Genomic DNA, 22156 nt, shown 5'->3' on the forward strand with positions numbered 1-22156 from the left:
GCAAGCCAGCCTATGTTGGCGCGCACTGCGGATAGGTGCGCCGTACTGGCGGCGGAAGGAACCCGTAGATGAGCGCCGAACACCGCCGTGACATGGCCCGCGACCGCACCGATTTTGCCGAGGATCGCACGATCCTGGCGCATGAGCGCAGCTTTGCCGGGTGGATGCGCACCGGCATGGCCGCAGTCGGTATCGGCCTCGGCTTCAACGCGCTGTTCCGCTCGCTCGAACCCGATTGGGTGGCCAAGGCGATCGCGACCGCCTTTCTGCTGGTCGCCATCTACATCTTCCTGTCTGCCGATCGCCGCGCGCGGCGGATTCTGGACAATCTCGATGCCCACAGCGTGTCCGAGCTCAAACCCTTGCGCATCCGTCTGCTCGCCTGGATGCTCAGCGCCGCGACGATCGCGCTGGTCGGCGCCATCTGGCTGCTGATCGGCGATCAGTCGGGCTGATTGGCAAGCCCTGCCAGCGCGGGGTTGGCGGCGACCTCCTGCGCGACATAGCGCGCGGCCTGTTCGGCCTGCTTGCGGCCCAGGTGCCAGTCCAGGATCTGCATGCCCTGCACGATCGGCGGGCTGAGCAGGATATCGCCATCGCGCAGCATCGACCGCGAGGCGATTCGGCTGGCGACGACCATCGAGCGTTGCATGATCTCGACGATCGACGGGAAATCGCTGTCGGACTTGCGCCGCAGCAAAAGGTCGCGGATCAGCTGGCCGCGCCGCCGGAGCGAGTGATAGGCCGCCTTGATCCGCCACGTCTGTCCGGCCTCGCCCAATGTCACGACGATGTTCGGCCCGGACTTGAGCGCGCGCATCGTGACCACGGGAACATTGTCCAGCACCCCGCCATCGACCAGGATATTGCCATCGGTATCGATGAACGGCGGCAGGATGGTCGGGAGAGAGCCGGACGCACGCACGGCATGCCACAATGGGCCATTGCGGTGGACGTGCAGGTCGTTGGTCGACAGGTTGGTCGAGATGGCAAAGAAGTTGATCGGCTGGTCGGCAATGTCGGCCGTGCCATAGCGCGTTTCCAGCTCCGCATCGAACACGGCCGGGTCCAGCAGCGAATGGATCGGCACGGTAAAGCGCCGCATCGCCTTGGCGTCGATGAACATCGCCTCCATCTGGTCGAGTGTCTGCGGTACGGACAGGCCCTGCGCGATCGCCGCGCCCATTGCCGCGCCGGCACTGGTCCCGCCGATCAGGTCGATGGGGATGCCCGCCTGTTGCAGCCCGCGGACAATGCCCAGATGCGCGCAGCCCAACGCGCCGCCGCCTGCCAGCACCAGCCCCACGGCGCGCCCGGTGAGGAACCGCGCAACCCGGCTGAAATCGCCTTTCGTGTCTTTTGCGACATGATGATGCAGATGCGGGTCGCGCCCCGCCAGCCAGGCGGCGGTGCCGGAGATCGGCCGGTCGGCGCTGTCGCGCACCACCAGCAAGGTGCGGTTGGGCGGCTCGATCGCTGCGCACCCAGCCTGCTCCAGCGGGTTCAGCGCGGGGCTGGCGCCTGCCTCGGCGATCATCAGCAGACCGTCGGCATTGCGGCAGACCAATGCACCCCATTCGGGATCGCCGCCCGCGTCGATCAGCAGATATCCGCGCCGGGCCTCGTGCTCGCGCAGCCAGGCCTGATAGGCGCTGGCCGGCCCCTGCGGCACATCTGACTCGCGTACCAGAATCACCTGCCGGTCGTCCGGCACGGTGCGGCGGATGGCATCGGTCAGGCGGTCGAGCAGCGCAGGGTCGATCCGGCTGCTGCCGCATGGCACCACAGCGATGACGCGCGGCAGCCGCGCCTCCATCGGCGGGGTCTTGGCGGTCACCGCCGCCAGCCTTTGCGTCACCGCCGTCAGGATGGCGGGGACGAGCTGGGGAAATTCGCTCACGACCGCGTCATAGCTTTCGCGATCAAGCACCATCACCACGCTGTCGCGGCTGGCCTGCAGCGTCGCGGTGCGCGTGCCGCCGCCGAAAAAGGCGAGCTCGCCCACCGGTTCGCCCGCCTCGATCTGCGCCACCGCCTTGCGGCCCGACGGGGTCTCGATCAGCACGCGCAGCCGCCCGGTCTCGAGGAAATAGAGCGAATCGGCAAAATCACCCTGGTGCACCAGGATGCTGCCGGCGGGCAGCTCCAGCCGGTGCGCCCGTTCGCTCAGCGCATCGATCGCGGTCTGGTCGACGCCAGCAAACAGCCCTGACTGCATCCAGTCGCGCAAGCTACCGTCCGCGCTGTGCTCCATCGGCTCCGACGTCAAACCTGTCCCTCCTGGTTCGGCCCCGATCGAGCGCCATGTCTGGCCGCGGGGTTGCGTGCGCAGACTAGACCAGCGATTCGCAAAACAGAAGCCCGTCGGCAGGGCATCGCTGCTTTGCGACCAGCCGAGCAACGCTTTGTCCGCTCATCGCTAGGTATGATGCTGGCCGGGCCGCCCCCCAAACCGCCTCTTGGTCCGGTCAGCAGCCCACACCCTTGCGGGCGGACACAGGCGGACCATCGAGAGGAGTTTCCATCATGCACGACAGCACGCTTGAACGCGGCCAGGACACCATTTCCAGCGATCGCGTCGACGGGACCGCCGTTTACGGATCGGACCGCGAAAAGATCGGATCGGTCACCAACATGCTGATCAGCAAGCACGAAGGTAAGGTGACCGACGTCATCGTGTCGGTCGGCGGCTTTCTGGGTATTGGCAGCGAACTGCACAGCCTGCCCTGGTCGAAGCTGACTTATGATACCGAACTCGGCGGCTATCTGGTTTCGGTCACAGCCGACCAGCTCAAGAACGCCCCGAGCTTCTCGGACAGCGAGCGCGACCGCGCTTATGATCGCGAATATCAGACCAGCGTTTACGATTATTGGGCAGTTAAGCCGTATTGGTAATCGCGCCGGTCCCACCCAGGCACTGCGGGTCGGGGAGTCATCTGGCTCTCCGGCCCGTATTCTGTGGTAACCGCTTGCGTTGGCAGCGGCGCTGGTCTTAAGGGACGCGGCGCTTGCGCCCGTTGCCTCCGGTCGGGAGCAGCGATGCTTTCAAAGGTTCCGCACCCGGATGCTCAAACGGCTCTACCACTGGACGCTCGCCAAGGCGGCGCATGAAAAGGCCCCGCACTGGCTGGCCGCTGTCAGCTTCATTGAATCGAGCTTCTTCCCGATCCCGCCCGACGTGATGCTGGCACCGATGTGCCTGGCCAAGCCGCACAAGGCATTCCAATATGCGCTGATCTGCACGATCGCCTCGGTGCTCGGCGCGCTGCTGGGCTATGCGATCGGCTTTTTCCTGTTCGAGACGGTCGGCAGCGCCATTCTGGACTTCTATGGCCTGGGCGACCAGTTCGAGGCGTTCAAGGTGAACTTCAACGAGCAAGGCTGGCTGATCGTGCTGCTGGCGGGCTTCACGCCGCTGCCGTTCAAGGTGATCACCATCGCCGCCGGCGCCACCGCGATGCCGCTGTACATTCTGGTCATCGCCTCGATCATCGCGCGTTCGGCGCGGTTCTTTCTGGTCGGCGCGTTGCTGTGGAAATTCGGTCAGCCGATGCAGGACTGGATCGACAAGCATTTCGCGATCGCTACCACCGTGGTCGGCGTGCTGTTCGTCGGCGGGTTTGCGGCGCTGAAATTCGTCTTCTGACCCCGACAGGTCCGGCTCAGGAGCGGCGAACCAGCAGCTCGCCATAACGCTGGCGCAGCGGATCGGGGATCGACTTGGGGCCTGCCTTGTCGGTCAGCACCAGGGTGGAAACGCAGGTCGCCACGCACACGCCCTGCTGGAAGGCGGCCGAATAGATATCCCAGCTGGAAGATCCGATGCGGCCGATACCGCTCATCACCTCGACCGGATCGGGAAAGTGCGCCTCGGCAACATAGTCGATCGACACCGAGGCGATCAGCCAGCGCTCGCCGGGCTGGCGGCGTTCCAGCCCCAGATTGCGGTTGAACCGGACCCGACCATTCTCGAACAGCGCCGCCATCGCGACATTGTTGATATGGCCCAGCGGGTCCAGATCCTGGAAGCGCGTTTCGGTTACGGTGCTGAACGGATAGCTTTCCGGATCGCGCTGCCAGGATTCTGATTTGGGCATGAGGAAGGTTCCGGTCGCGCCTTACAGCGAACGACCGATCAGCTCCTTCATGATTTCATTGGTACCGCCGAAGATGCGCGTCACGCGCGCACCGCGCCAGGCGCGGGCGATGGGATATTCGTTCATGTAGCCGGCGCCGCCGTGCAGCTGTAGGCACTTGTCCATGATTTCCCACTGCAGTTCGGTATGCCACAGCTTGGCGGCAGCGCCTTCGACCGCAGTCAGTTCCTTGGTCGCGTGACGATTGAGCGCCCAGTCGAGATGCGCCCAGCCGACCTGCAGCTTGGTCTTGAGGTCGGCGAGCACGAAGCGGGTGTTCTGGAAATCGAACACGGTCTTGCCGAACGCCTTGCGGTCCTTCACGAACGCGACAGTATCGTCATAGGCCTTCTGCGCCGAAGCCTGGGCCGAGACGGCGATCGACAGGCGCTCCTGCGGCAGCTCGCTCATCAGATAGATGAAGCCCTTGCCTTCTTCGCCGAGGCAGTTGGTCATCGGCACGCGGACGTCGTTGAAGAACAGCTCCGAGGTGTCGGCGGCATCCTGGCCGATCTTGTCGAGGTTGCGGCCGCGGGCAAAGCCTTCGCGATCGGCCTCGACGAGGATGATCGATACGCCCTTCCAGGCGGGCTGCACTTCGGTATCGGTCTTGGCGCAGACCAGGATCAGGTCGGCGTTCTGGCCGTTGGTGATATAGGTCTTGGAGCCGTTGATGACATAGTGGTTGCCATCCTTCTTGGCCGTCGTGCGGATGCCCTGAAGGTCGGAGCCCGTGCCCGGCTCGGTCATCGCGATCGCGGTGATCGTCTCGCCCGAGACGAGACGCGGCAGCCACTTCTGCTTCTGTTCTTCAGAGCCGTACTGGACCAGATAGTTGACCACGATGTCCGACTGCAGCGAGAAGCCGAGCGGCGATCCGCCGAAATAGGCGGCTTCTTCGTTGACGATGGCGTTGTAGCCGAAGTCCAGGCCCAGGCCGCCGTATTCTTCCGGCACGGTCGGGCACAGCATGCCGAGCTCGCCTGCCTTGGGCCAGATTTCACGTGGAACAATCTTTTCCTCGTCCCATTTCACCGCGTTGGGCGCGACCTCTTCCTGCATGAAGCGGCGGACGGTCTGGCGAAACGCCTCGTGATCGGGCGTATAGGCGGTGCGGGCAAGGGCATCGAGCGACATGGCTTCTCTCCGGTGGATGTCTCGGCCGTGCGATTCATGCCGCGCGGCGACGGCCAAGGTCTAGCGCTGCCTTAACGTAAACGTCAACCGGTATTTAATCGCGCGGTTAAGAAGCCTCAGCCCTGCGATCGCCCGCGCGCCATCACCGCCTGCCGCGCCTGTTCGACCGCTTCCGGCGCGACCTGGGTGTTGGCGGCGGTCGATCGTTCGGCCTCGAGCTTCAGGCCCTCGCCGAAGGGCAGCGCAAAGCCATCGTCGATCAGCGCCTTGTAGGCGGCGCTCATCGCCGGATCGATGCTCGCCATGTCGCGGGCCAGCGCGATGGCGGTGGGCAGAAGCGCGTCGGCCTCTACCACGCGGTTGACCAGCCCCCAGCGCTCGGCCGTGGCGGCGTCGAGGAAATTGCCGGTCAGCGACAGCTCCTTGGCGCGCGACAGGCCGATCATTCGCGACAATTTCTGCGACAGCCCCCAGCCGGGCATGATGCCGACCCGGGCATGGGTATCGGCAAAACGGGCGTTGGTTGACGCGATCAGCACATCGCAGGCCAGTGCCAGCTCGAACCCGCCGGTGATCGCGACACCGTTGATCGCGCCGATCACGGGCTTGGCGCACTGTTCGACGGCCTTGACCGGATTGTCGCGCGGGTCGGTGGCATTGGCCGCGCCCAGCCCCTGCGTGTTCGCACCCAGTTCCTTGAGATCCAGCCCGGCGGTGAAGGCGCGCGTGCCCGCCCCTGTCAGCACCACCGCGCGGACCGTGTCATCACAAGCAACCGCCCGCATCGCTTCGGCCAGTTCTGCCCGCAGAGCCGATGACAAAGCGTTCATCGCCTCGGGCCGGTTCAATGTTACAATCGCGACACTGTCCTGAATGTCTGTTGTCACCAGCATTTTTCTCTCCAGATTGGGTGGATTATCTTGTCAAAACGGTTCGTCGCAAAATAACGCAGCCGGATTTTCAATCCCGATCTTTCTTGATACGCTCACCTTCGGGTGTTCAGTCTTGCGATTGGAGTGAACGATGGTCAATCAGCTACTCGCCGGAGCGTCGCTGCTCCTCCTTGCTTCCGCCACCCAGGCACAACCCCCGGGCCCGCTTCAGCGAGACGAGATCGTTGTTGTCGGCGCAAAGCTTGCCGATCTCAAGGCCGATGTCGCCCGGTGCGAGGCGGGTGGGTGCTCGGTACGCGAGGATGTGATCGCCACCGTGCGCTATGCCGAGGCGGAATTCCGTGAAGGCAATTATCACGACGCGCGCACTGCGCTGGGCAAGGCGGTCTCGCGCACCAAGAAGAATGCAGACAGTGATCCGTTCGCGGTGGCAGAGCTGCATACGGCGCGTGCGACCGTCGCCTGGCATTTCGGCGACCAGCGCGAGGCTTTGCGCGCGACCGGCGCGACCACCCGGCTGCTCGATCGGCACGCCCCGCAATCGCCCAATGCGCTGATGGCGCGGATGCGGTTGATCCAGGCGCAGTATCAGATCGACGGGCCTTCCTTCAACATCGCCCAGTTGGAAGATCTGTCCGCACGCGCCACCGACGCCGACCAGCCGCTGATCGCGATGCGCGCCGATCTGGGCCGGGCGGCCATGCTGTATCGGGCCAATCGCCGCGAGCAGGCGATGGAACTGCTCAATGCCATCCAGGCGAGCAATCTGCCCCAGACCACCGGATTGAAGCTGGCGTCCGAAGTGCTGGCAATGCGGCTTGCAGCACGCGATGGCGACATGCAGGCCGTCGAGGCGCTGATTGCCCGGCTCACCGAAGACCAGAAGCGGATTGGCCCGACCCTGGTGTGGGCGCCTGACCTTCCCGTCCCGCGTGGTGGGGATTTGGCGCCCAGCGATCCCCTGCTGTATCAACTGCAGCCCTTTGGTGCGGATCTGGTCGGCCTGAAATGGGTCGATATCGGCTATCAGATCGGACCGGATGGCCGTGTGGAAAGTGTCGATGTTCTGCGGGGATCGCCCCGGTGGCAGTGGTCCAAGCCGCTGGTCGAGGCGATAGGTCGGCGGCGTTACACCCCGGCTGCCGATTCCGACGACCTGGTGGGGCGTTACCGGGTGGAACGCTACACGTTGACTGCTGATTTCGTTGTTCCCAAGAACTCGATGATCCGTCGCCGTGCTGCCAATCCCCGGTTCGAGCAGATCGACCTGACCGTGGCACCTCCACGGCAGGCAAACGCCCCGACCGTGCCGAGCTGAGGCTGTCGATTCCGCGCCGGGGCTTGCCTTGGCGCGGACCTTCCGACACAGTGATGCTGCCTTGGGGTCGCGCTTCAGGCAGGGGAACTTTGCCGTGTCCCGCGCACAGCGCTTTCTGGAGCGGTTCCGCTCCACGGGCAACGATCACAATCCGCTCGATATGCTGCACGAGGATGCCGATGGCTTCGGTGCCTTGCTCGCCGAAGCGCCCGAGGCTTTGGCTGAGGCGATGACGCGCGATGCCGATCTCGCTCCCGCCGGCCCCGCGTTCGTCAATCCCCGCGCCTATGCTTCTGCCGCGTGCGATGCCGAGGGGGATGTCGTCTGCGCCGACCCGGCCTTCGCGGCCTGGGCCGCGCCGCTTCACCGCGGCCGGGCCGAGCTCGGCGCGCTCAAGGCGGGCAAGGCCAGCGTGTCCTATCTGCTCGAGGACGTTTCCGGAGGACAGGGGCATGGAGGCAAGTTCATCGCGGTGGCCGCAGCACCGCTGGCCGCTGCACGCCACTGGCCGCTCGCCCCTGAGGTGCGCCGTGCGCTTGAGAGCGGTGCGGCGGATTATGCGCTGGTCGCGCACCTGCCGCCGACGCTGCAGCCGCGCGGGCTGGCATCGGCAGCGCGATTGTTCGGCTTTACCGCGCGCGAGGCGAGCATGGCAGAGGCTCTGGTGCGCGGCGGCGATGTGCGCACGGCCGCCCGGATGGAGGGCATCGGCTATGAGACCGGGCGCGACGTCATCAAGGCGGCGATGGCCAAGGCAGGCTGTCACCGCCAGGGTGAGTTCGTCGCGCTGTGCCTGCAGATCGAAAGCGGCGAGCAGCCAGGCGGACTCGTCATCGAGCCCGTGCTGCGCGACATTTTCGGGCTCACCGAGCGGCAGGCGCGCATCGCGCACACCATCGCGCGTGGCCTGACCCGAGAGGAATGCGCGCAGCAGCTGGCGCTGTCGGTGAATATCGTCAAGGCCGAACTCAAGGCGATCTTTGCGAGCTGCGAGCTGGCATCGCTGGTCCAGCTGACCACGCTGGTCGCGCATATCCAGGCGGTGGCGGCGCTGGCCGACGCGACCGATATCGATCTTTCGGTGGCGACGCGCGGCGCAGAGCCGCTGCGGCTGCTGCCCCGCCGCGACCGGACGGGGCGCATCGCCTTTGCCGACCATGGCCCGCGAGACGGCATTCCCATGGTCTGCCTGCACACCGCGACCACCGGGCGGCATCTTCCGGCCAAGGCGATTGCCGCGCTGCAGGCGGAGGGCCTTCGACCGATCACGCTCGACCGGCCCGGCTTCGGCCTGACCGCGATGGTCGAGGGCGACTATCTGGCGCACAATGCGCGCGATATCCTGGAGATCCTTGATGCCCTTGGGCTGCAGCGCGCGTGCATCCTGGCGCGCGGCGGCACGATGGTGCTGGCCTATGTCGCGGCGCATCACCCCGAGCGGCTCAACCGCGCGGTGGTGCTCAACCCGGAGCCGCCGCCGCAGCGCGACGGGCGGCTTCAGGGGCTGCACGGCCATGTCAAGCAGCTGGTCTATTCGCGCCCGGGGCTGGTCGGACCGCTCGCGACGCATCTGTCGCGCCGCGCCTCGGCGCGCACGGTCGAGCGGCTGGTGATACAGGTCGTCGGCGGATCGGAGGCCGATCGCCGGACCCTCGCAGACCCCGAGATCCTGTCCGGCTATGTCCGCGCGACGCAGCAAAGTGCGATGCAGGGGGGCGCGGGTTTTCTGGCCATCGCCCGGTCGGAGCCGCACGACAGCGTGGTGGCAATCGCTGATGGCAGCGCGATCACCATCCTGTGCGGCGAGCAGGACACGATGTATGCGTCGGCGGATTCGGTTCCCTATTGGCAATCGATCTGGCCGGGTGCCCGGGCGCAGGTGGTGGAAGGGGCCGGGCGGATGCTGCTGTTCCAGCGGCCTGACCTGATCGCGGCCGCGCTGCGCGGCGCTGCGTGCGATTGATGCACCATGCTGCGCAACATTTGCCTGCGCTAATACTTGCTCAATCCGTACCGTCACGGCTATGCACAGGGGTACGGGGCGTCTTCAACCAACCTGGCCGGAAACCGGCACACAGATAAACCGATCCACCAGCGGCTGCGCCCACGCACCCGCCAGACAAGGGCCTGTCGATGAGCGAGAAGAGCAACGTCCAGTTCACCGAGCGCGAGGCGCTGTACTTCCACTCTTCGGGCCGACCCGGCAAGATCGAGATCATCGCGTCCAAGCCGATGGCGACCCAGCGCGACCTGAGCCTCGCTTATTCGCCGGGCGTCGCGGTGCCGGTGCGCGCCATCGCCGAGGACCCGTCGACCGCCTATGACTATACCGCCAAGGGCAATCTGGTCGCGGTGATCTCCAACGGAACCGCGATCCTGGGTCTCGGCAATCTGGGTGCGCTCGCCGCCAAGCCGGTGATGGAAGGCAAGGCGGTGCTGTTCAAGCGCTTTGCCGATGTCGATTCGATCGATATCGAGGTGAACACCGAGGACGTCCAGCGCTTCATTGAGTGCGTCGAACTGCTCGAGCCGACCTTCGGCGGGATCAACCTGGAAGATATCGGCGCGCCTGCGTGCTTCATCATCGAACAGGCGCTGAAAGAGCGGATGAACATTCCGGTCATGCACGATGACCAGCACGGCACCGCGATCATTTCCGCTGCCGGCCTGCTCAACGCCTGCTACCTGACGGGCCGCGATTTTGCCGATGTGAAGATGGTGGTGAACGGCGCGGGCGCCGCAGCGATCGCGTGCACCGAACTGATCAAGGCGATGGGCGTGCGGCACGACAACGTGCTGATGTGCGACCGATCGGGCGTGATCTATCAGGGCCGCGACGATCTTGATCAGTGGAAGTCCGCGCACGCCGCCAAGACCGACCGGCGCACGCTCGAAGAAGCGCTCGACGGTGCCGACATCTTCCTGGGACTTTCGGCCGCCGGCGCGCTCAAGCCCGAGATGGTGATGAAGATGGCGCCGCAGCCGATCATCTTCGCGATGGCCAATCCCGACCCGGAAATCACCCCGCCCGATGCCAAGGCGGCGCGTCCCGATGCGATCATCGCCACCGGCCGGTCGGATTATCCCAACCAGGTCAACAACGTGCTGGGCTTCCCGTTCATTTTCCGCGGCGCGCTCGACGTGCGCGCGACCGCGATCAACGAGGAAATGAAGATCGCCGCGGCCCGGGCAATTGCCGAGCTGGCGCGCGAGCAGGTACCCGAAGAGGTGGCGGCAGCCTATGGCGGCGCGACACAGAAGTTCGGGGTCGACTACATCATCCCCGCACCGTTCGATCCCCGGCTGATGGAGCGCGTGTCGGCAGCCGTTGCCCGGGCGGCGATGGATACCGGCGTGGCGCAAAAGCCGATCGAGGACATGGCCGCGTATCGCCATTCGCTCAAGAGCCGGCTCAACCCCACGACCGCGGTGCTGACCCAGGTGTACAGCGATGCCCGCGCCAATCCCAAGCGCGTGGTGTTTGCCGAGGCGGAGGAAGAAGTGGTGCTGCGCGCCGCGATCCAGTTCCGCGATGGCGGCTATGGCACGCCGGTGCTGGTCGGACGCGAGCAGCGGGTGCGCGACAAGCTCAAGGAGCTGGCGGTCGATGATCCGATGGCGTTCGAGGTGCACAATTCGGTCAACTCGCCTTTGGTGCCGCGCATGGTCGATGTGCTGTACGAACGGCTGCAGCGGCGCGGCTACCTGAAGCGCGACGTTAAGCGCATGGTCAACCAGGACCGGAACATCTTCGGATCGGCGCTGCTGCATCTGGGTGAGGCGGACGCGATGCTGACCGGCATCACCCGCACCTTCGGCCAGTCTATGCGCGAGATCCGCCGCGTGCTCGATCCCAAGCCGGGCGAGACGCCCTTCGGCATCCATGTCATGGTCGGCAAGAGCCACACCGTGTTCCTCGCCGATACCACGGTCAACGAGCGGCCCAATGCCGAGGAACTGGCCTGCATCGCGGAAAACACCGCGCATGTCGCGCGCAGGCTGGGGCATGAACCCCGGGTCGCCTTCCTGTCCTATTCCAATTTCGGCAATCCCTCGGGGCGCTGGCTGGACAATATCCGCGACGCGGTGAGCATCCTCGATCAGCGCGGGGCAACGTTCGAATATGAAGGCGAAATGTCGCCCGACGTTGCGCTCAACCCCAAGCTGATGGCGAACTATCCGTTCTGCCGCCTGTCGGCCCCGGCCAATGTGCTGATCATGCCCGGGCTGCAATCGGCCAACCTGTCGGCCAAGCTGCTGCGCGAACTGGGCGGCGATGCGATGATCGGGCCGATGCTGATCGGCATGGAAAAGCCGGTGCAGATCGCGGCGATGTCATCGACGGCAGGCGATCTGCTGACGCTGGCGCTGCTCGCCTCGTCGGGCGTGGTGGGTTGATCGGCCCTGTGGGTTGATCAGGCGGCTGGGACGGCGGCGAGTGTCCGCCGGACCAGCGCCACCAGATCATCGGGCGCAAACGGCTTGGTGATCAGCAGGTTGTGCGGGCAGCCGCTTTCGATCGCGCCGCCCGCATAAGCGGTCATCAGCACGATCGGAATCTCCGGCCAGGCGCGGTGAACCTCGGTCGCCAAGGCACGGCCGTCGAGGCGCGGCATCGTGATGTCGCTCAGCAGCAGATCGGGGCGGGGCTCGGCGGCGCGCATCATGTCGAGCGCCTGCTGGCCGTCCTCGGCCTCGACGACCTTGAACCCGGCATCCTGCAGCACATCGCTGACATGCGCGCGCAGCTCGGCATTGTCCTCGGCCAGCATGATCGTGCACCCGGCGCGGCAGGCGTCACCGGCCTCGCGCGGCAGCCTGTCCCGCGCGGCATCGTCTGCTGCATCCTCGGTCACCGGCAGCCACAGGCTGAGCGTGGTGCCCTCGCCCGGCGCGGTGGTGAGCGTCACGAAGCCGCCCGATTGCGCGACAAAGCCCTGCACCTGGCTCAGCCCCAGGCCGGTGCCCTTGCCGATATCCTTGGTGGTAAAGAACGGCTCGAAGATATGCGCGGCGATATCGGGTGCGATCCCCGATCCGGTGTCATTGACGCAGAAGCGGACATAGCGGCCGGTTGGCGCATCGTGCCCGTCATCAAGATCGTCGGGGCCGCGATGGGCATTGGCGGCATGCACGGTGATCGTGCCAGGCTGTTCCATCGCATCGCGCGCGTTGACCACCAGGTTGAGCAGCGCGTTTTCGAGCTGGCTCGCATCGACGGTGATCGGCCACAGGCTGTCGGGGCATTCGACCTTGAGCGTGTGCCGCTCGTCGAGTGCCTGCGCAGCGAGCGGCTCGAGGTCGCGGATGAGGTCGGCCGGCTTGATCCGCGTCGGCGTCAGCGACTGGCGGCGCGCATAGGCGAGCAGCCGCTGGGTCAGATTGGCCGCGCGACTGGCGCCGTCGCGCGCGTTGGCGATTGCCGTCCCGGCGCGCTCGACCTGGCCCGATGCCATCCGCTTCTGCGCGATATCGAGATTGCCCGAGATGATCGTCAGCAGGTTGTTGAAATCGTGCGCGATGCCGCCGGTCAGCTGGCCGATCGTTTCCATCCGCTGGACCTGGGCGAGCTGGGTCTCTGCGGCGCGGGCGCGGGTGATGTCGCGCGCGATGCCGAAGACCAGGTCGCCCTCGCGCGCCAGGCTCCAGCTTGCGAAGATCGGCTGGCCGTCGCGTCCGCGCATCTCGCGCTCGACCTGAACATCGCTCTGGCCGCTGGCCAGCTGCACCAGTTCGCCCTGCTGCGGCTCGGCGAAATAGTGTCCGATCTTCCCGCTGCCATCGGCAGGAACCGGCCCGAAGGCCTTCTCCCAGGCGGGGTTTCCGGCGACCAATACCCCGTCGTTGGTGGTGATCAGCATCATGTCGAGCGACGAATCCCACAGCCGGTCGCGCTGATCGGCGGCAAGGTCTGCTGCCAGCTGCTGGTGGATCAGCTGCCGCCGCAGCTCCAGCAGTGCGGCCACCTGCCGTGCCAGCGCCGCCAGCAGCGGGGCGCCGTCGAACCGGTCGCGCGGCTGGCTGTCCGACAGGCAGATCGTCCCCAGCGCAAAGCCATCGTTGTTGATGACCGGTGCCCCGGCATAAAAGCGGATGTGTGGCGGCCCGGTGACCAGCGGATTGTCGGCAAAGCGCGGGTCTTGCGCGGCGTCGAGCACCACCATGACTTCGCTGGAGCGGATGGCGTGGTCGCAAAAGGCGATCGAACGCGGCGTCTGGTCGATGTCCAGCCCTTCGGAGGCCTTGAACCACTGGCGCTCTTCCTCGACGATCGAGATGAAGGCGGTCTCGCAGCTGCCGATCGTGCGCGCGAGCGCAACCAGATCGGCATACAGGCCGTTGTCACTGTCATCGGGCGTGAGCTGATAGGTGCGCAGGGCAGCGAGCCGTGCAGCCTCATCGTCATTCCGGAAACTGGCATGGCTGAGATTGAGCAGCATCGACCCGTTCGCTTGTCTGGCGGCGTTGCTGCGCGCCCGGTTGCTGGCCAATATAGGCCGCTGATGCGCGAGCGCCAGCGGGGTGGTGGATTTTGTTCGCGTCTGCGCACGGTTCCGCTGGCCTGGACCGACCCTGCAAGCGTGCAAGTTGCGCCTTAACGCCGGGTGCTCATGATGCTAGAGCCCGGCAAAAGTGCACCCCCATGCAAGAAAGCCTGCGACCCATGAAAACCCGTGCCGCCGTTGCCTTTGAAGCCAAGAAGCCGCTCGAAATCGTCGAGCTTGACCTTGAAGGGCCCAAGGCCGGCGAGGTTCTGGTCGAGATCATGGCAACGGGCGTCTGTCACACCGATGCCTATACGCTCGACGGGCTGGACAGCGAGGGGCTGTTCCCCAGCGTGCTGGGCCATGAAGGCGCAGGCATCGTGCGCGAAGTCGGCGCGGGCGTGACCTCGGTCAAGCCCGGCGACCATGTCATCCCGCTGTACACCCCCGAATGCGGCCAATGCAAAACCTGCCTCTCGGGCAAGTCAAACCTGTGCACCGCGATCCGCGCGACGCAGGGCAAGGGCCTGATGCCCGATGGCACGACGCGGTTCAGCTACAAGGGCCAGCCGATCTATCACTATATGGGCTGCTCGACCTTCAGCAACTTCACCGTGCTGCCCGAGATTGCCGTCGCCAAGATCCGCGAGGATGCGCCGTTCCAGTCGGCCTGCTATATCGGCTGCGGGGTGACCACCGGTGTCGGCGCGGTCACCAAGACCGCCAAGGTCCAGCCGGGCGACAACATCGTGGTGTTCGGCCTCGGCGGCATCGGTCTCAACGTGCTGCAGGGTGCCAAGCTTGCCGGCGCGAACAAGATCATCGGCGTCGACATCAACCCCGATCGCGAGGATTGGGGCCGCCGCTTCGGCATGACCGATTTCCTCAATTCGAAGGGCCTGAGCCGCGAGGACACCGTCGCGAAGATCGTCGCGATGACCGATGGCGGCGCGGACTATACCTTCGATGCGACCGGAAATACCGAGGTGATGCGCACCGCGCTGGAAGCCTGCCACCGGGGCTGGGGCACCTCGATCATCATCGGCGTGGCCGAGGCCGGCAAGGAGATCGCCACCCGTCCGTTCCAGCTGGTGACCGGCCGCAACTGGCGCGGCACCGCGTTCGGCGGGGCCAAGGGCCGCACCGATGTGCCCGAGATCGTCGACATGTACATGACCGGCAAGATCGAGATCGATCCGATGATCACGCACGTGATGGGTCTGGAAGAGATCAACACCGCGTTCGATCTGATGCACGCGGGCAAATCGATCCGCTCCGTGGTGGTGTTCTGATGCCGGTGCCTGTCGAAACCCTCTCGTCGGTCAGGAGCTTCGGCGGCGAGCAGGCGGTGCTGCGCCACGCGTCCGAGGCGACAGGCACCGACATGACCTTCTCGGTGTTCGTGCCCGATCATGCCGAAGGGGCGAAGCTGCCGGTGGTCTGGTATCTCTCGGGCCTCACCTGCACCCATGCCAATGTCACCGAAAAGGGCGACTATCGCCGCGCCTGCGCCAAGCTCGGCCTGATCTTCGTCGCGCCCGATACCAGCCCGCGGGGCGAAGGCGTCGCCGATGACCCGGAAGGCGCCTATGATTTCGGCCTCGGCGCGGGCTTCTATGTCGATGCGACGCGGGACCCGTTCGCGCAGCACTACAAGATGTGGACCTATGTCACCGAGGAACTGCCCGAGATCATCGGTGACTGCTTTCCTGCGGACATGGATCGCCAGTCGATCATGGGCCATTCGATGGGCGGCCATGGCGCGCTGACCATCGGGCTGACCTTGCCTGAGCGCTTCAAGGCGGTCTCGGCCTTCGCGCCGATCGTCGCGCCCTCGCAGGTTCCCTGGGGTCAGAAGGCGCTGGGCGGCTATCTGGGCGATGATGCCGCCGCGTGGCGCCGGCACGATGCGGTGGCGCTGATCGAGGATGGCGCGCGCGTGCCTGCACTGCTGGTCGATCAGGGCGAGGCGGATAATTTCCTCGTCGAACAGTTGAAGCCGCAGCTGCTGGCGCATGCCTGCGAGGCCGCGGGCATTGACCTCATGCTGCGGATGCAGCCGGGCTATGACCACAGCTATTATTTCATCTCGACCTTCATGGAAGACCATCTGCGCTGGCATGCCGCGCGCCTGATGGCCTGACGCTCTGACAGAATGATGGCCGCGCGGCGCGCTTCTGCGCTTCAGGGAACGATGGTGACGCTCGCGGTCCCGGTCGCCCAGACCGGCAGGTAAAGCCCCGCGCCAGCGGCCTGCAGCTGCCCGGTCCTGGCGCGCTTGACCTCGGCATGGATGATCACGTCGCCAGCCCGCTTGGCCTCGATGGCGCGATCAACCTTGCCCAGCAGCTCGGCATAGTCGCGCTCGAAATTCTGTGCGAGCAGATCGGCGATCATCGGCGCGACGCCCGGCGCGTTGACCAGATCGAGAATCAGGTCGCCCCCGGTCATGTCGGTGGTTCCGGTCACCGCGAAGTCGGTGAAGCCGACCCGGCGCGAATCCTCGGCATTGACCGGCTTGCCCGTCATCCACACCGTGCCACTGGTGGGCGTCCTGCTGCCGCGCTCGTGCGCCGAGAAGGTCAGTCCCACCGCGATCCGGCCGCCAGTGGTGCCGTAGATCGTCACCGACTTGAACTTCGCGTCGACAGGTTCGAGCCCCGGCACCATGAACGGCCGCTGCGATCGCTTGCGCAGCGCCTTGACCAGCACCGGCTCAAGCGCGCGATAATCGGCGAAGACCGGCAGGAAGAACGACAGCTCGCCGGGCTTGGCATCGAGCGGCTGCATCTGCGGCAGCGGCGTGGGTGCGCGCGGCCGCGGCCGGTGGCCGACATAGGTTTCGGTCAGCGCACGCATCCCCAGGCGCAGCAGCAGCCGCCCGTTCCTGACCTCGTAGCCGCCATATTGCAGCGCGCGAGGGGTGATCCGCATCCAGACCTCGGGGTTGCGCTCGTTGAGCACCACCGAAGTGAAGGCGCTGGCCCAGGCCTGCCCGATCTGCTTCTGGATTCCGATCCGTCCCAGCTCGCCGGGCAGCTCGCGCTCCAGCCTGGCGATGATCGGGGCCAGTTCGCGTTCGGCAGGCTCGGTCAGCTTGATGCGCTGGCCCAGAAACTCGACATGCGGCTCCGCCATCCAGTCATAGCTCAGGCTGACCGTGCCCCGGGGAGACCAGTCCTTCTGCAGATCGATCCGGACGACCGCATGGGCCATCGCCTTGGCCGTGGCGGTTTCGCGCTTCAGTACCCCGCCAATGTCTTCGGCGCGGACGACGGCAGTGATCGGGAAGGAAAAGCGCAGCGCCTTGCCTGATCCTGCGACCCGCACCGGACCGCGGGTCACCTCGCCGACGATGTTGCACTTGATCGTGGGCGTCTTGAGCTTGGCGATGCCCAGGTCGACCGCCTTGCTGGCAACGCAGGTCTGGCCGGGTTCGTTGATGCGCCACAGCTGGCGCGGCACGCGTCGCTCCAGCGCGCGCGCCAGATCGCCCAGCTCCGCCTCGACCGGAACAGACACCAGCGAGGCCTGCGGCTTGATGGTGATCGCATCGTCGGTGCGGGGCGGCCGCCCCTGGTCGCGCCAGCCGCCGCAGCCGCTCAGCAGCGACGCTGCCAGCACGGTGAGCAACAGGCGGGAGGGGATGCGCGCCATGAGGGTCAGCTGCTCGCGACGACCATGCCGTCGACGCGCAGCGTCGGCACGTTGACCGCATAGCGGAATTCCAGATCGTCCGCCGGAATCAGCGCTGCGAACATGTCGATCAAATTGCCCGCGATCGTGATTTCGCTGACCGGCTCTGCCAGCTCGCCATCGCGGATGATGAAGCCGCTGGCGCCGCGGCTGTAATCGCCGGTCACGCCGTTGACGCCCATACCGATCAGCTCGGTGACGTACAATCCGGTGGTGATGCCTGCCATCAGGGCGGCGGGGCTGTCGCGCCCGGCCTCCATATGGATGTTGCTCGATCCGGTCGACGGCGCGCCGCTGAGGCCGCGCGCAGCATGACCGGTGGGGGCCTCGCCCAGCTGGCGCGCAGAGGCGCTGTCCATCATCCAGCCGGTGAGCACGCCCTGGTCGATCACGCGGAAGCGGGCGGTTGCCAGCCCTTCGCCATCGAAGCTGCGCGAACGCAGGCCGCGGATGCGGTGCGGATCATCGATGATCGAGACCATCGAATCGAAGATTGCGGTGCCGCGCTTCTCCAGCAGGAAGCTGGTCTTGCGCGCGATCGCTCCGCCCGAGATCGCGCCGAGCAGCGGCCCGATCAGTGATCCGCCGGCGCGGCGGTCATAGATCACCGGCATCGGCCCGCTCTCCAGCCTGCCACCGCCCAGCCGTGCCACCGCGCGCTCGCCCGCGCGGCGGCCGATGGATTCGGGGGATTCGAGATCAGCCAGGAAACGGACGCTGTGCGATGCCGAATCGCGCTCCATCTTGCCTTCGCTGCCTGCGAGCACGCTGGCGCCGATGCCATAGCGGCTGCCGCCATAGCTACCGGCAAAGCCGTGGCTGGTGGCGAGCGCCATCAACGAGCGCACCGCGCCTGCTGATCCGCCCTCGCTGTTGGTGACGCCGGGGACCGCGCGCGCGGCCTCTTCGCAGGCCTCGGCCAGCGTGCGCAGCAGCGCCGGGTCGGGATCGCCCTGGTCATCGAGCTGCAGGTCGGGCAGGGGGCCGCGCGCCAGCATCTCTTCGGGGGCGAGGCCCGCATAGGCATCTTCAGGCGCCAGCCGCGCCATTGCCACCGCGCGTTCGGCGAGCGTCGCCAGCCCCGAAGGCGTGACATCCGCGCCCGATACGCTGGCCGAGCGTTTGCCGTGGAACACCCGCAGGCCGATTGCCGCGCTTTCCGAACGCTGGACGTCCTCGAGCGCGCCCAGGCGAATCTGCACATCGGTCGAAGCATCGCAGGCGAAGACCGCATCGGCGGCGCTTGCCCCCGCTGCGATGGCGCGGGCGACAAGGTCTTGCGCCAGGTCTCTGGCTTGTTCGGGGGTCTGCATCAGCCGCGTTTAAGCTGCTGGCAGGAGATGGTCAATCGAACCGCCGCCGATCAGAACAGCGCGGCCAGCCCCTTGACCAGCAGCACGAACGCAAACGGAAAGCCGATGGCAAACAACCAGATTCCCAGGCGATCGCTGCTGTAGGCGGCGGTCAGTTCCGCTTCGGATACGCCGCTGCGCGACAGGCGCTGCCAGCGCTTCTCGACCCGGCGGCAGAGCGGAATGACGATGCCGACCAGCGCGATCAGCCCCAGATAGGGCAGGATCGACATGCCCTCGCCCTTGATGGCCCCCATCACGACGAAGATCTGCAGCCCGGTATAGGCGAGCAGCGCATAAGCGACATGATTGCTGATGCGCTTTTCCCACACGCTTTCAGGCGCAACGGGCGTGACGATTGCGGAATTGTAGCGAGCGGCCTCAAACCGCTTTTCGATAGCATTGGGCATCGGCGTTCCCCTGCCTTTCCATGCAGGGCCCCACCCCTGCAATTGAGTGAGTGTGTCACTGAGATGACAGGTTGGCAAGAGGCGTTAACCGGTCGGAATCCTGCGCCTTATGCCGCAATGCCTTCGGCCTGGCGGAGGGCCTTGCGGTCGAGCTTGCCGATCAGTGTCTTGGGCAGCGCCTCGCGGATGTCGACCGCCGCCACGCGCTCGTGCTTGCCGAGCTGCGGGTTGAGCCAGGCCATCAGCGCCGCACCATCGACCTCGGCATCCTCCTGCAGCGCAACGAACGCCTTGGGGCTTTCACCGCGATAGGGGTCGGGAATGCCGATCACCAACGCCTCCTTCACCGCCGGGTGCCGGTACAAGACTTCCTCGATCTGGCTGGGGAAGACCTTGAAGCCGCCCACCGCGATCATGTCCTTGATGCGGTCGACGATGCGGATATAGCCGTCCTCGTCGATCTGCCCGACATCGCCGGTGCGCAGATATTCGCCGATGAACACCTCTGAATCGGCATCGGGCCGGTTCCAGTAGCCGCGCATCACCTGGGGCCCGGCAAAGATGATCTCGCCCGGCTCGCCTGGCGGCACATCCTTGGTCGGATCTTCCTTGTCGACCAGCCGCACGATCGTTCCAGGCAATGGCTGGCCGATGGTGCCGGGCTTGTTGAGCCCCTCATAGGGGTTGGTCGAGACGACGCCGCTGCTTTCGGTGAGGCCATAGCCTTCGACCACGTTTGCTCCGGTCGCCTGTTCGAACCGCGCCTTGACCTCGACCGCGAGAGGCGCACCACCCGAGATGCAGGCGCGCAAGGATGCAAAATCGGTGTGCGCGATCTGCGGGTTGTCGAGCAGCGCCTGGTACATCGTCGGAACGCCGGGCAGCGCGGTGACCTTGGTGCGGGTGATCGCCTTCAGCGCCGCCACCGCCTCGAAGCGCGGCAGCATCACGATCTCGCCGCCGTTGAGCACGGTGCGGTTGAGCACGCAGGTGTTGGCGAACACGTGGAAGAACGGCAGCACGCCCAGGATGCGGTCATCGCCGTCGCCACCCCGCGGATCGATTGCGTTGACCTGCCGCGCGTTGGCCGACAGGTTCTGGTGGCTCAGCATCGCGCCCTTGGGGGTGCCGGTGGTGCCGCCGGTATATTGGAACAGGGCGATATCGCGCACCGGGTCGATCGGGACCGGCGTGTACGCGCCATCATTGTCGATCAGGTCGGAAAAGCTGGTGATGCGCGGGTCATTGGGCCGTTCGGCGGTCTCCTTGCCCTTGAACAGGCGGTAGAACAGTGCCTTGCCCGAAGGCAGCGCACCTGCGACCGATCCCACCACCAGCCGCTCCAGCCCGGACTGGTTCAGCACCTTGAGCGCGGTCGGCAGCAAGGCTGCGGCAGACAGCGTGAACAGGATCGTGGTGCCGCTGTCGGCGACCTGATGCGCGAGCTCGTCCACGGTGTAGAGCGGCGAGAAATTGACCACCGTCGCGCCCGCAGCCATCGCGCCGTAATAAGCGGCGACATAATGCGGCACATTGGGCAGGAACAGACCGATCCGGTCGCCCTTGCCGACGCCCAGCGCCTGCAGTCCCTTGGCGACGCGGCACACGCCCGAGGCAGTTTCGGCATAGCTGTACTTGCGGCCCATGAAATCGAGCAGCGGCGCGCTACCCTTGCGTCCGGCCGAGCGGAAGAACATGTCGGGCAGCGACAGCGGCGCAAACTGCTGATCCCACGCGCACGGATGGTTGTAATGCGTTGTCCAGATCGGCGCGCCCTCCTGAGCGAGCGGAGCGGCGAGGGGCGAAGCGGAGGCGAGGGCGTCAGTCATTGACACTCCTGTAAATAAGAGCCGCGTCGGGCACAAGCCGCTAGCCATTCAGACCGCCGCAGCGCACCGATAGAATGCGTCAATCAGCCCCGCAGGTGGCGTCTAAGCGCTTGCATAGCGGACGACGTTCGCTAAGCGCTTTCGCCCATGACCGCGTACAAACCCGGAGATCCCGTTTCGGTGCGGCGGCTTTATGGCCGTCAGCAGAACCACAAATTGCGCCTGGGCCAGGCCGAGCTGGTGGAGAAGCTTCTCCCCCAGATCAGCGTTCCGCAAGAAGGCGAGATCACGTCCGAACGGCTGTTCGGCGATCATCGGCCGCTGCATTTCGAGATCGGCTTCGGTTCAGGCGAGCACATGGCCTATCGCGCCGACATGCTGCCCGATCACGGCTTCATCGGGGCTGAGCCCTTTCTCAACGGTGTCGTCGGCGCGTTGCAGCATGTGCGCGAGCTGCATCTGCCCAATGTCCGGCTGCACATGGGCAATGCCATCGACGTGCTCGAACGCGTGCCCGATGGGTCTTTGAGCTTCGTCTATCTGCTCCATCCCGATCCCTGGCCCAAGGCGCGCCATGCCAAGCGCCGGATGATGAACTCCGGCCCGGTCGATCTGATCGCCCGCAAGCTCAAGCCCGGCGGCGAATTCCGCTTCGGCACCGACCACCCCATCTATGTCGCGCATGCGATGATGGTGATGAATGGCCATCCGGCGTTCGACTGGCTGTGCGAACGCCCCAAGGACTTCCTCACCCGCCCCGGCGGCTGGCCCGAGACTCGCTACGAGGCCAAGGCCCGCGCCCAGGGCCACGAGGTGTGGTACTTTAGGTACAGGCGCATTTGAGCGTAGCCTAGAGTACGAAAAGTACGTTTTTCCAGTGTCTTAGGTCCTCTATGGTTT

Annotated in this window: 18 protein-coding genes; 9 read left to right on the forward strand and 9 right to left on the reverse strand. The window is 65.8% G+C overall.

The genetic code is table 11. From position 1 onward, the window contains the following. Positions 1 to 68: 68 nt before the first annotated feature. Complete coding sequence (locus LI72_RS15765) at positions 69 to 455, forward strand: YidH family protein (protein ID WP_033926870.1); 387 nt, start codon at positions 69 to 71, stop codon at positions 453 to 455. On the opposite strand, the gene LI72_RS15770 is transcribed toward LI72_RS15765, so the two are convergent. Continuing rightward, positions 443 to 2269, reverse strand: a complete 1827-nt coding sequence (locus LI72_RS15770; RefSeq protein ID WP_156139646.1) for a cyclic nucleotide-binding and patatin-like phospholipase domain-containing protein — start codon at positions 2267 to 2269, stop codon at positions 443 to 445. The genes LI72_RS15765 and LI72_RS15770 overlap by 13 nt on opposite strands. Before the next feature lie 257 nt (positions 2270 to 2526). Between LI72_RS15770 and LI72_RS15775 the strand changes: the two genes are divergently transcribed. Beyond that, complete coding sequence (locus LI72_RS15775) at positions 2527 to 2895, forward strand: PRC-barrel domain-containing protein (protein WP_033926872.1); 369 nt, start codon at positions 2527 to 2529, stop codon at positions 2893 to 2895. A gap of 169 nt (positions 2896 to 3064) precedes the next feature. Further along, positions 3065 to 3646: a YqaA family protein gene (locus tag LI72_RS15780; RefSeq protein WP_033926873.1), complete on the forward strand. Its 582-nt coding sequence runs from the start codon at positions 3065 to 3067 to the stop codon at positions 3644 to 3646. 16 nt (positions 3647 to 3662) lie between these two features. On the opposite strand, the gene LI72_RS15785 is transcribed toward LI72_RS15780, so the two are convergent. The 3 genes from LI72_RS15785 to LI72_RS15795 form a co-directional block, all read right to left on the reverse strand. Next, positions 3663 to 4097 (reverse strand): acyl-CoA thioesterase, encoded by a 435-nt coding sequence (locus LI72_RS15785; protein ID WP_033926874.1) that lies wholly within the window; start codon positions 4095 to 4097, stop codon positions 3663 to 3665. A 21-nt stretch (positions 4098 to 4118) separates the two neighbouring features. Beyond that, positions 4119 to 5273 carry an acyl-CoA dehydrogenase family protein gene (locus LI72_RS15790; RefSeq protein WP_033926875.1) on the reverse strand — a complete coding sequence of 385 codons (1155 nt, stop codon included), beginning with the start codon at positions 5271 to 5273 and terminating at the stop codon, positions 4119 to 4121. Positions 5274 to 5389: 116 nt separating this feature from the next. Continuing rightward, positions 5390 to 6166, reverse strand: a complete 777-nt coding sequence (locus tag LI72_RS15795) for an enoyl-CoA hydratase (RefSeq protein WP_156139647.1) — start codon at positions 6164 to 6166, stop codon at positions 5390 to 5392. A 130-nt stretch (positions 6167 to 6296) separates the two neighbouring features. On the opposite strand from LI72_RS15795, the gene LI72_RS15800 reads away from it, so the two are divergent. From LI72_RS15800 to LI72_RS15810, 3 genes are all read left to right on the forward strand, one after another. Continuing rightward, positions 6297 to 7484 (forward strand): hypothetical protein, encoded by a 1188-nt coding sequence (locus LI72_RS15800; protein ID WP_033926876.1) that lies wholly within the window; start codon positions 6297 to 6299, stop codon positions 7482 to 7484. A 94-nt stretch (positions 7485 to 7578) separates the two neighbouring features. After that, complete coding sequence (locus tag LI72_RS15805; protein ID WP_156139648.1) at positions 7579 to 9447, forward strand: alpha/beta fold hydrolase; 1869 nt, start codon at positions 7579 to 7581, stop codon at positions 9445 to 9447. A gap of 170 nt (positions 9448 to 9617) precedes the next feature. Further along, complete coding sequence (locus LI72_RS15810) at positions 9618 to 11882, forward strand: NADP-dependent malic enzyme (RefSeq protein ID WP_033926878.1); 2265 nt, start codon at positions 9618 to 9620, stop codon at positions 11880 to 11882. 17 nt (positions 11883 to 11899) lie between these two features. On the opposite strand, the gene LI72_RS15815 is transcribed toward LI72_RS15810, so the two are convergent. After that, positions 11900 to 13924 (reverse strand): GAF domain-containing hybrid sensor histidine kinase/response regulator, encoded by a 2025-nt coding sequence (locus tag LI72_RS15815; RefSeq protein WP_156139649.1) that lies wholly within the window; start codon positions 13922 to 13924, stop codon positions 11900 to 11902. 224 nt (positions 13925 to 14148) lie between these two features. Between LI72_RS15815 and LI72_RS15820 the strand changes: the two genes are divergently transcribed. Both LI72_RS15820 and fghA read left to right on the forward strand, forming a co-directional pair. Then, positions 14149 to 15261 carry an S-(hydroxymethyl)glutathione dehydrogenase/class III alcohol dehydrogenase gene (locus tag LI72_RS15820; RefSeq protein ID WP_033926879.1) on the forward strand — a complete coding sequence of 371 codons (1113 nt, stop codon included), beginning with the start codon at positions 14149 to 14151 and terminating at the stop codon, positions 15259 to 15261. Beyond that, on the forward strand, positions 15261 to 16112 hold the full coding sequence (fghA, locus tag LI72_RS15825; protein WP_033926880.1) for an S-formylglutathione hydrolase: 852 nt from the start codon (positions 15261 to 15263) through the stop codon (positions 16110 to 16112). Before LI72_RS15820 ends, fghA begins: the two co-directional genes overlap by 1 nt. Before the next feature lie 41 nt (positions 16113 to 16153). On the opposite strand, the gene LI72_RS15830 is transcribed toward fghA, so the two are convergent. The 4 genes from LI72_RS15830 to LI72_RS15845 all read right to left on the reverse strand — a co-directional run bounded on the left by LI72_RS15830 (position 16154) and on the right by LI72_RS15845 (position 21256). Then, a complete protein-coding gene (locus LI72_RS15830) occupies positions 16154 to 17626 on the reverse strand; it encodes a DUF4403 family protein (protein WP_033926881.1) in 1473 nt (490 codons plus the stop codon). Positions 17627 to 17631: 5 nt separating this feature from the next. Continuing rightward, positions 17632 to 18978, reverse strand: coding sequence for a TldD/PmbA family protein (locus LI72_RS15835; protein ID WP_033926882.1), 1347 nt, complete (start codon positions 18976 to 18978; stop codon positions 17632 to 17634). Positions 18979 to 19028: 50 nt separating this feature from the next. Further along, on the reverse strand, positions 19029 to 19427 hold the full coding sequence (locus LI72_RS15840; RefSeq protein WP_052130004.1) for a hypothetical protein: 399 nt from the start codon (positions 19425 to 19427) through the stop codon (positions 19029 to 19031). A 107-nt stretch (positions 19428 to 19534) separates the two neighbouring features. After that, positions 19535 to 21256 (reverse strand): long-chain-fatty-acid--CoA ligase, encoded by a 1722-nt coding sequence (locus LI72_RS15845; protein ID WP_231562497.1) that lies wholly within the window; start codon positions 21254 to 21256, stop codon positions 19535 to 19537. Between the two features lie 147 nt (positions 21257 to 21403). Between LI72_RS15845 and trmB the strand changes: the two genes are divergently transcribed. Further along, positions 21404 to 22099, forward strand: coding sequence for a tRNA (guanine(46)-N(7))-methyltransferase TrmB (gene trmB / locus LI72_RS15850; RefSeq protein WP_033926883.1), 696 nt, complete (start codon positions 21404 to 21406; stop codon positions 22097 to 22099). The last annotated feature ends 57 nt before the right edge of the window (positions 22100 to 22156 follow it).

The sequence above is a fragment of the Sphingomonas sp. 35-24ZXX genome, assembly GCF_000786215.1.
Lineage (GTDB): Bacteria > Pseudomonadota > Alphaproteobacteria > Sphingomonadales > Sphingomonadaceae > Blastomonas.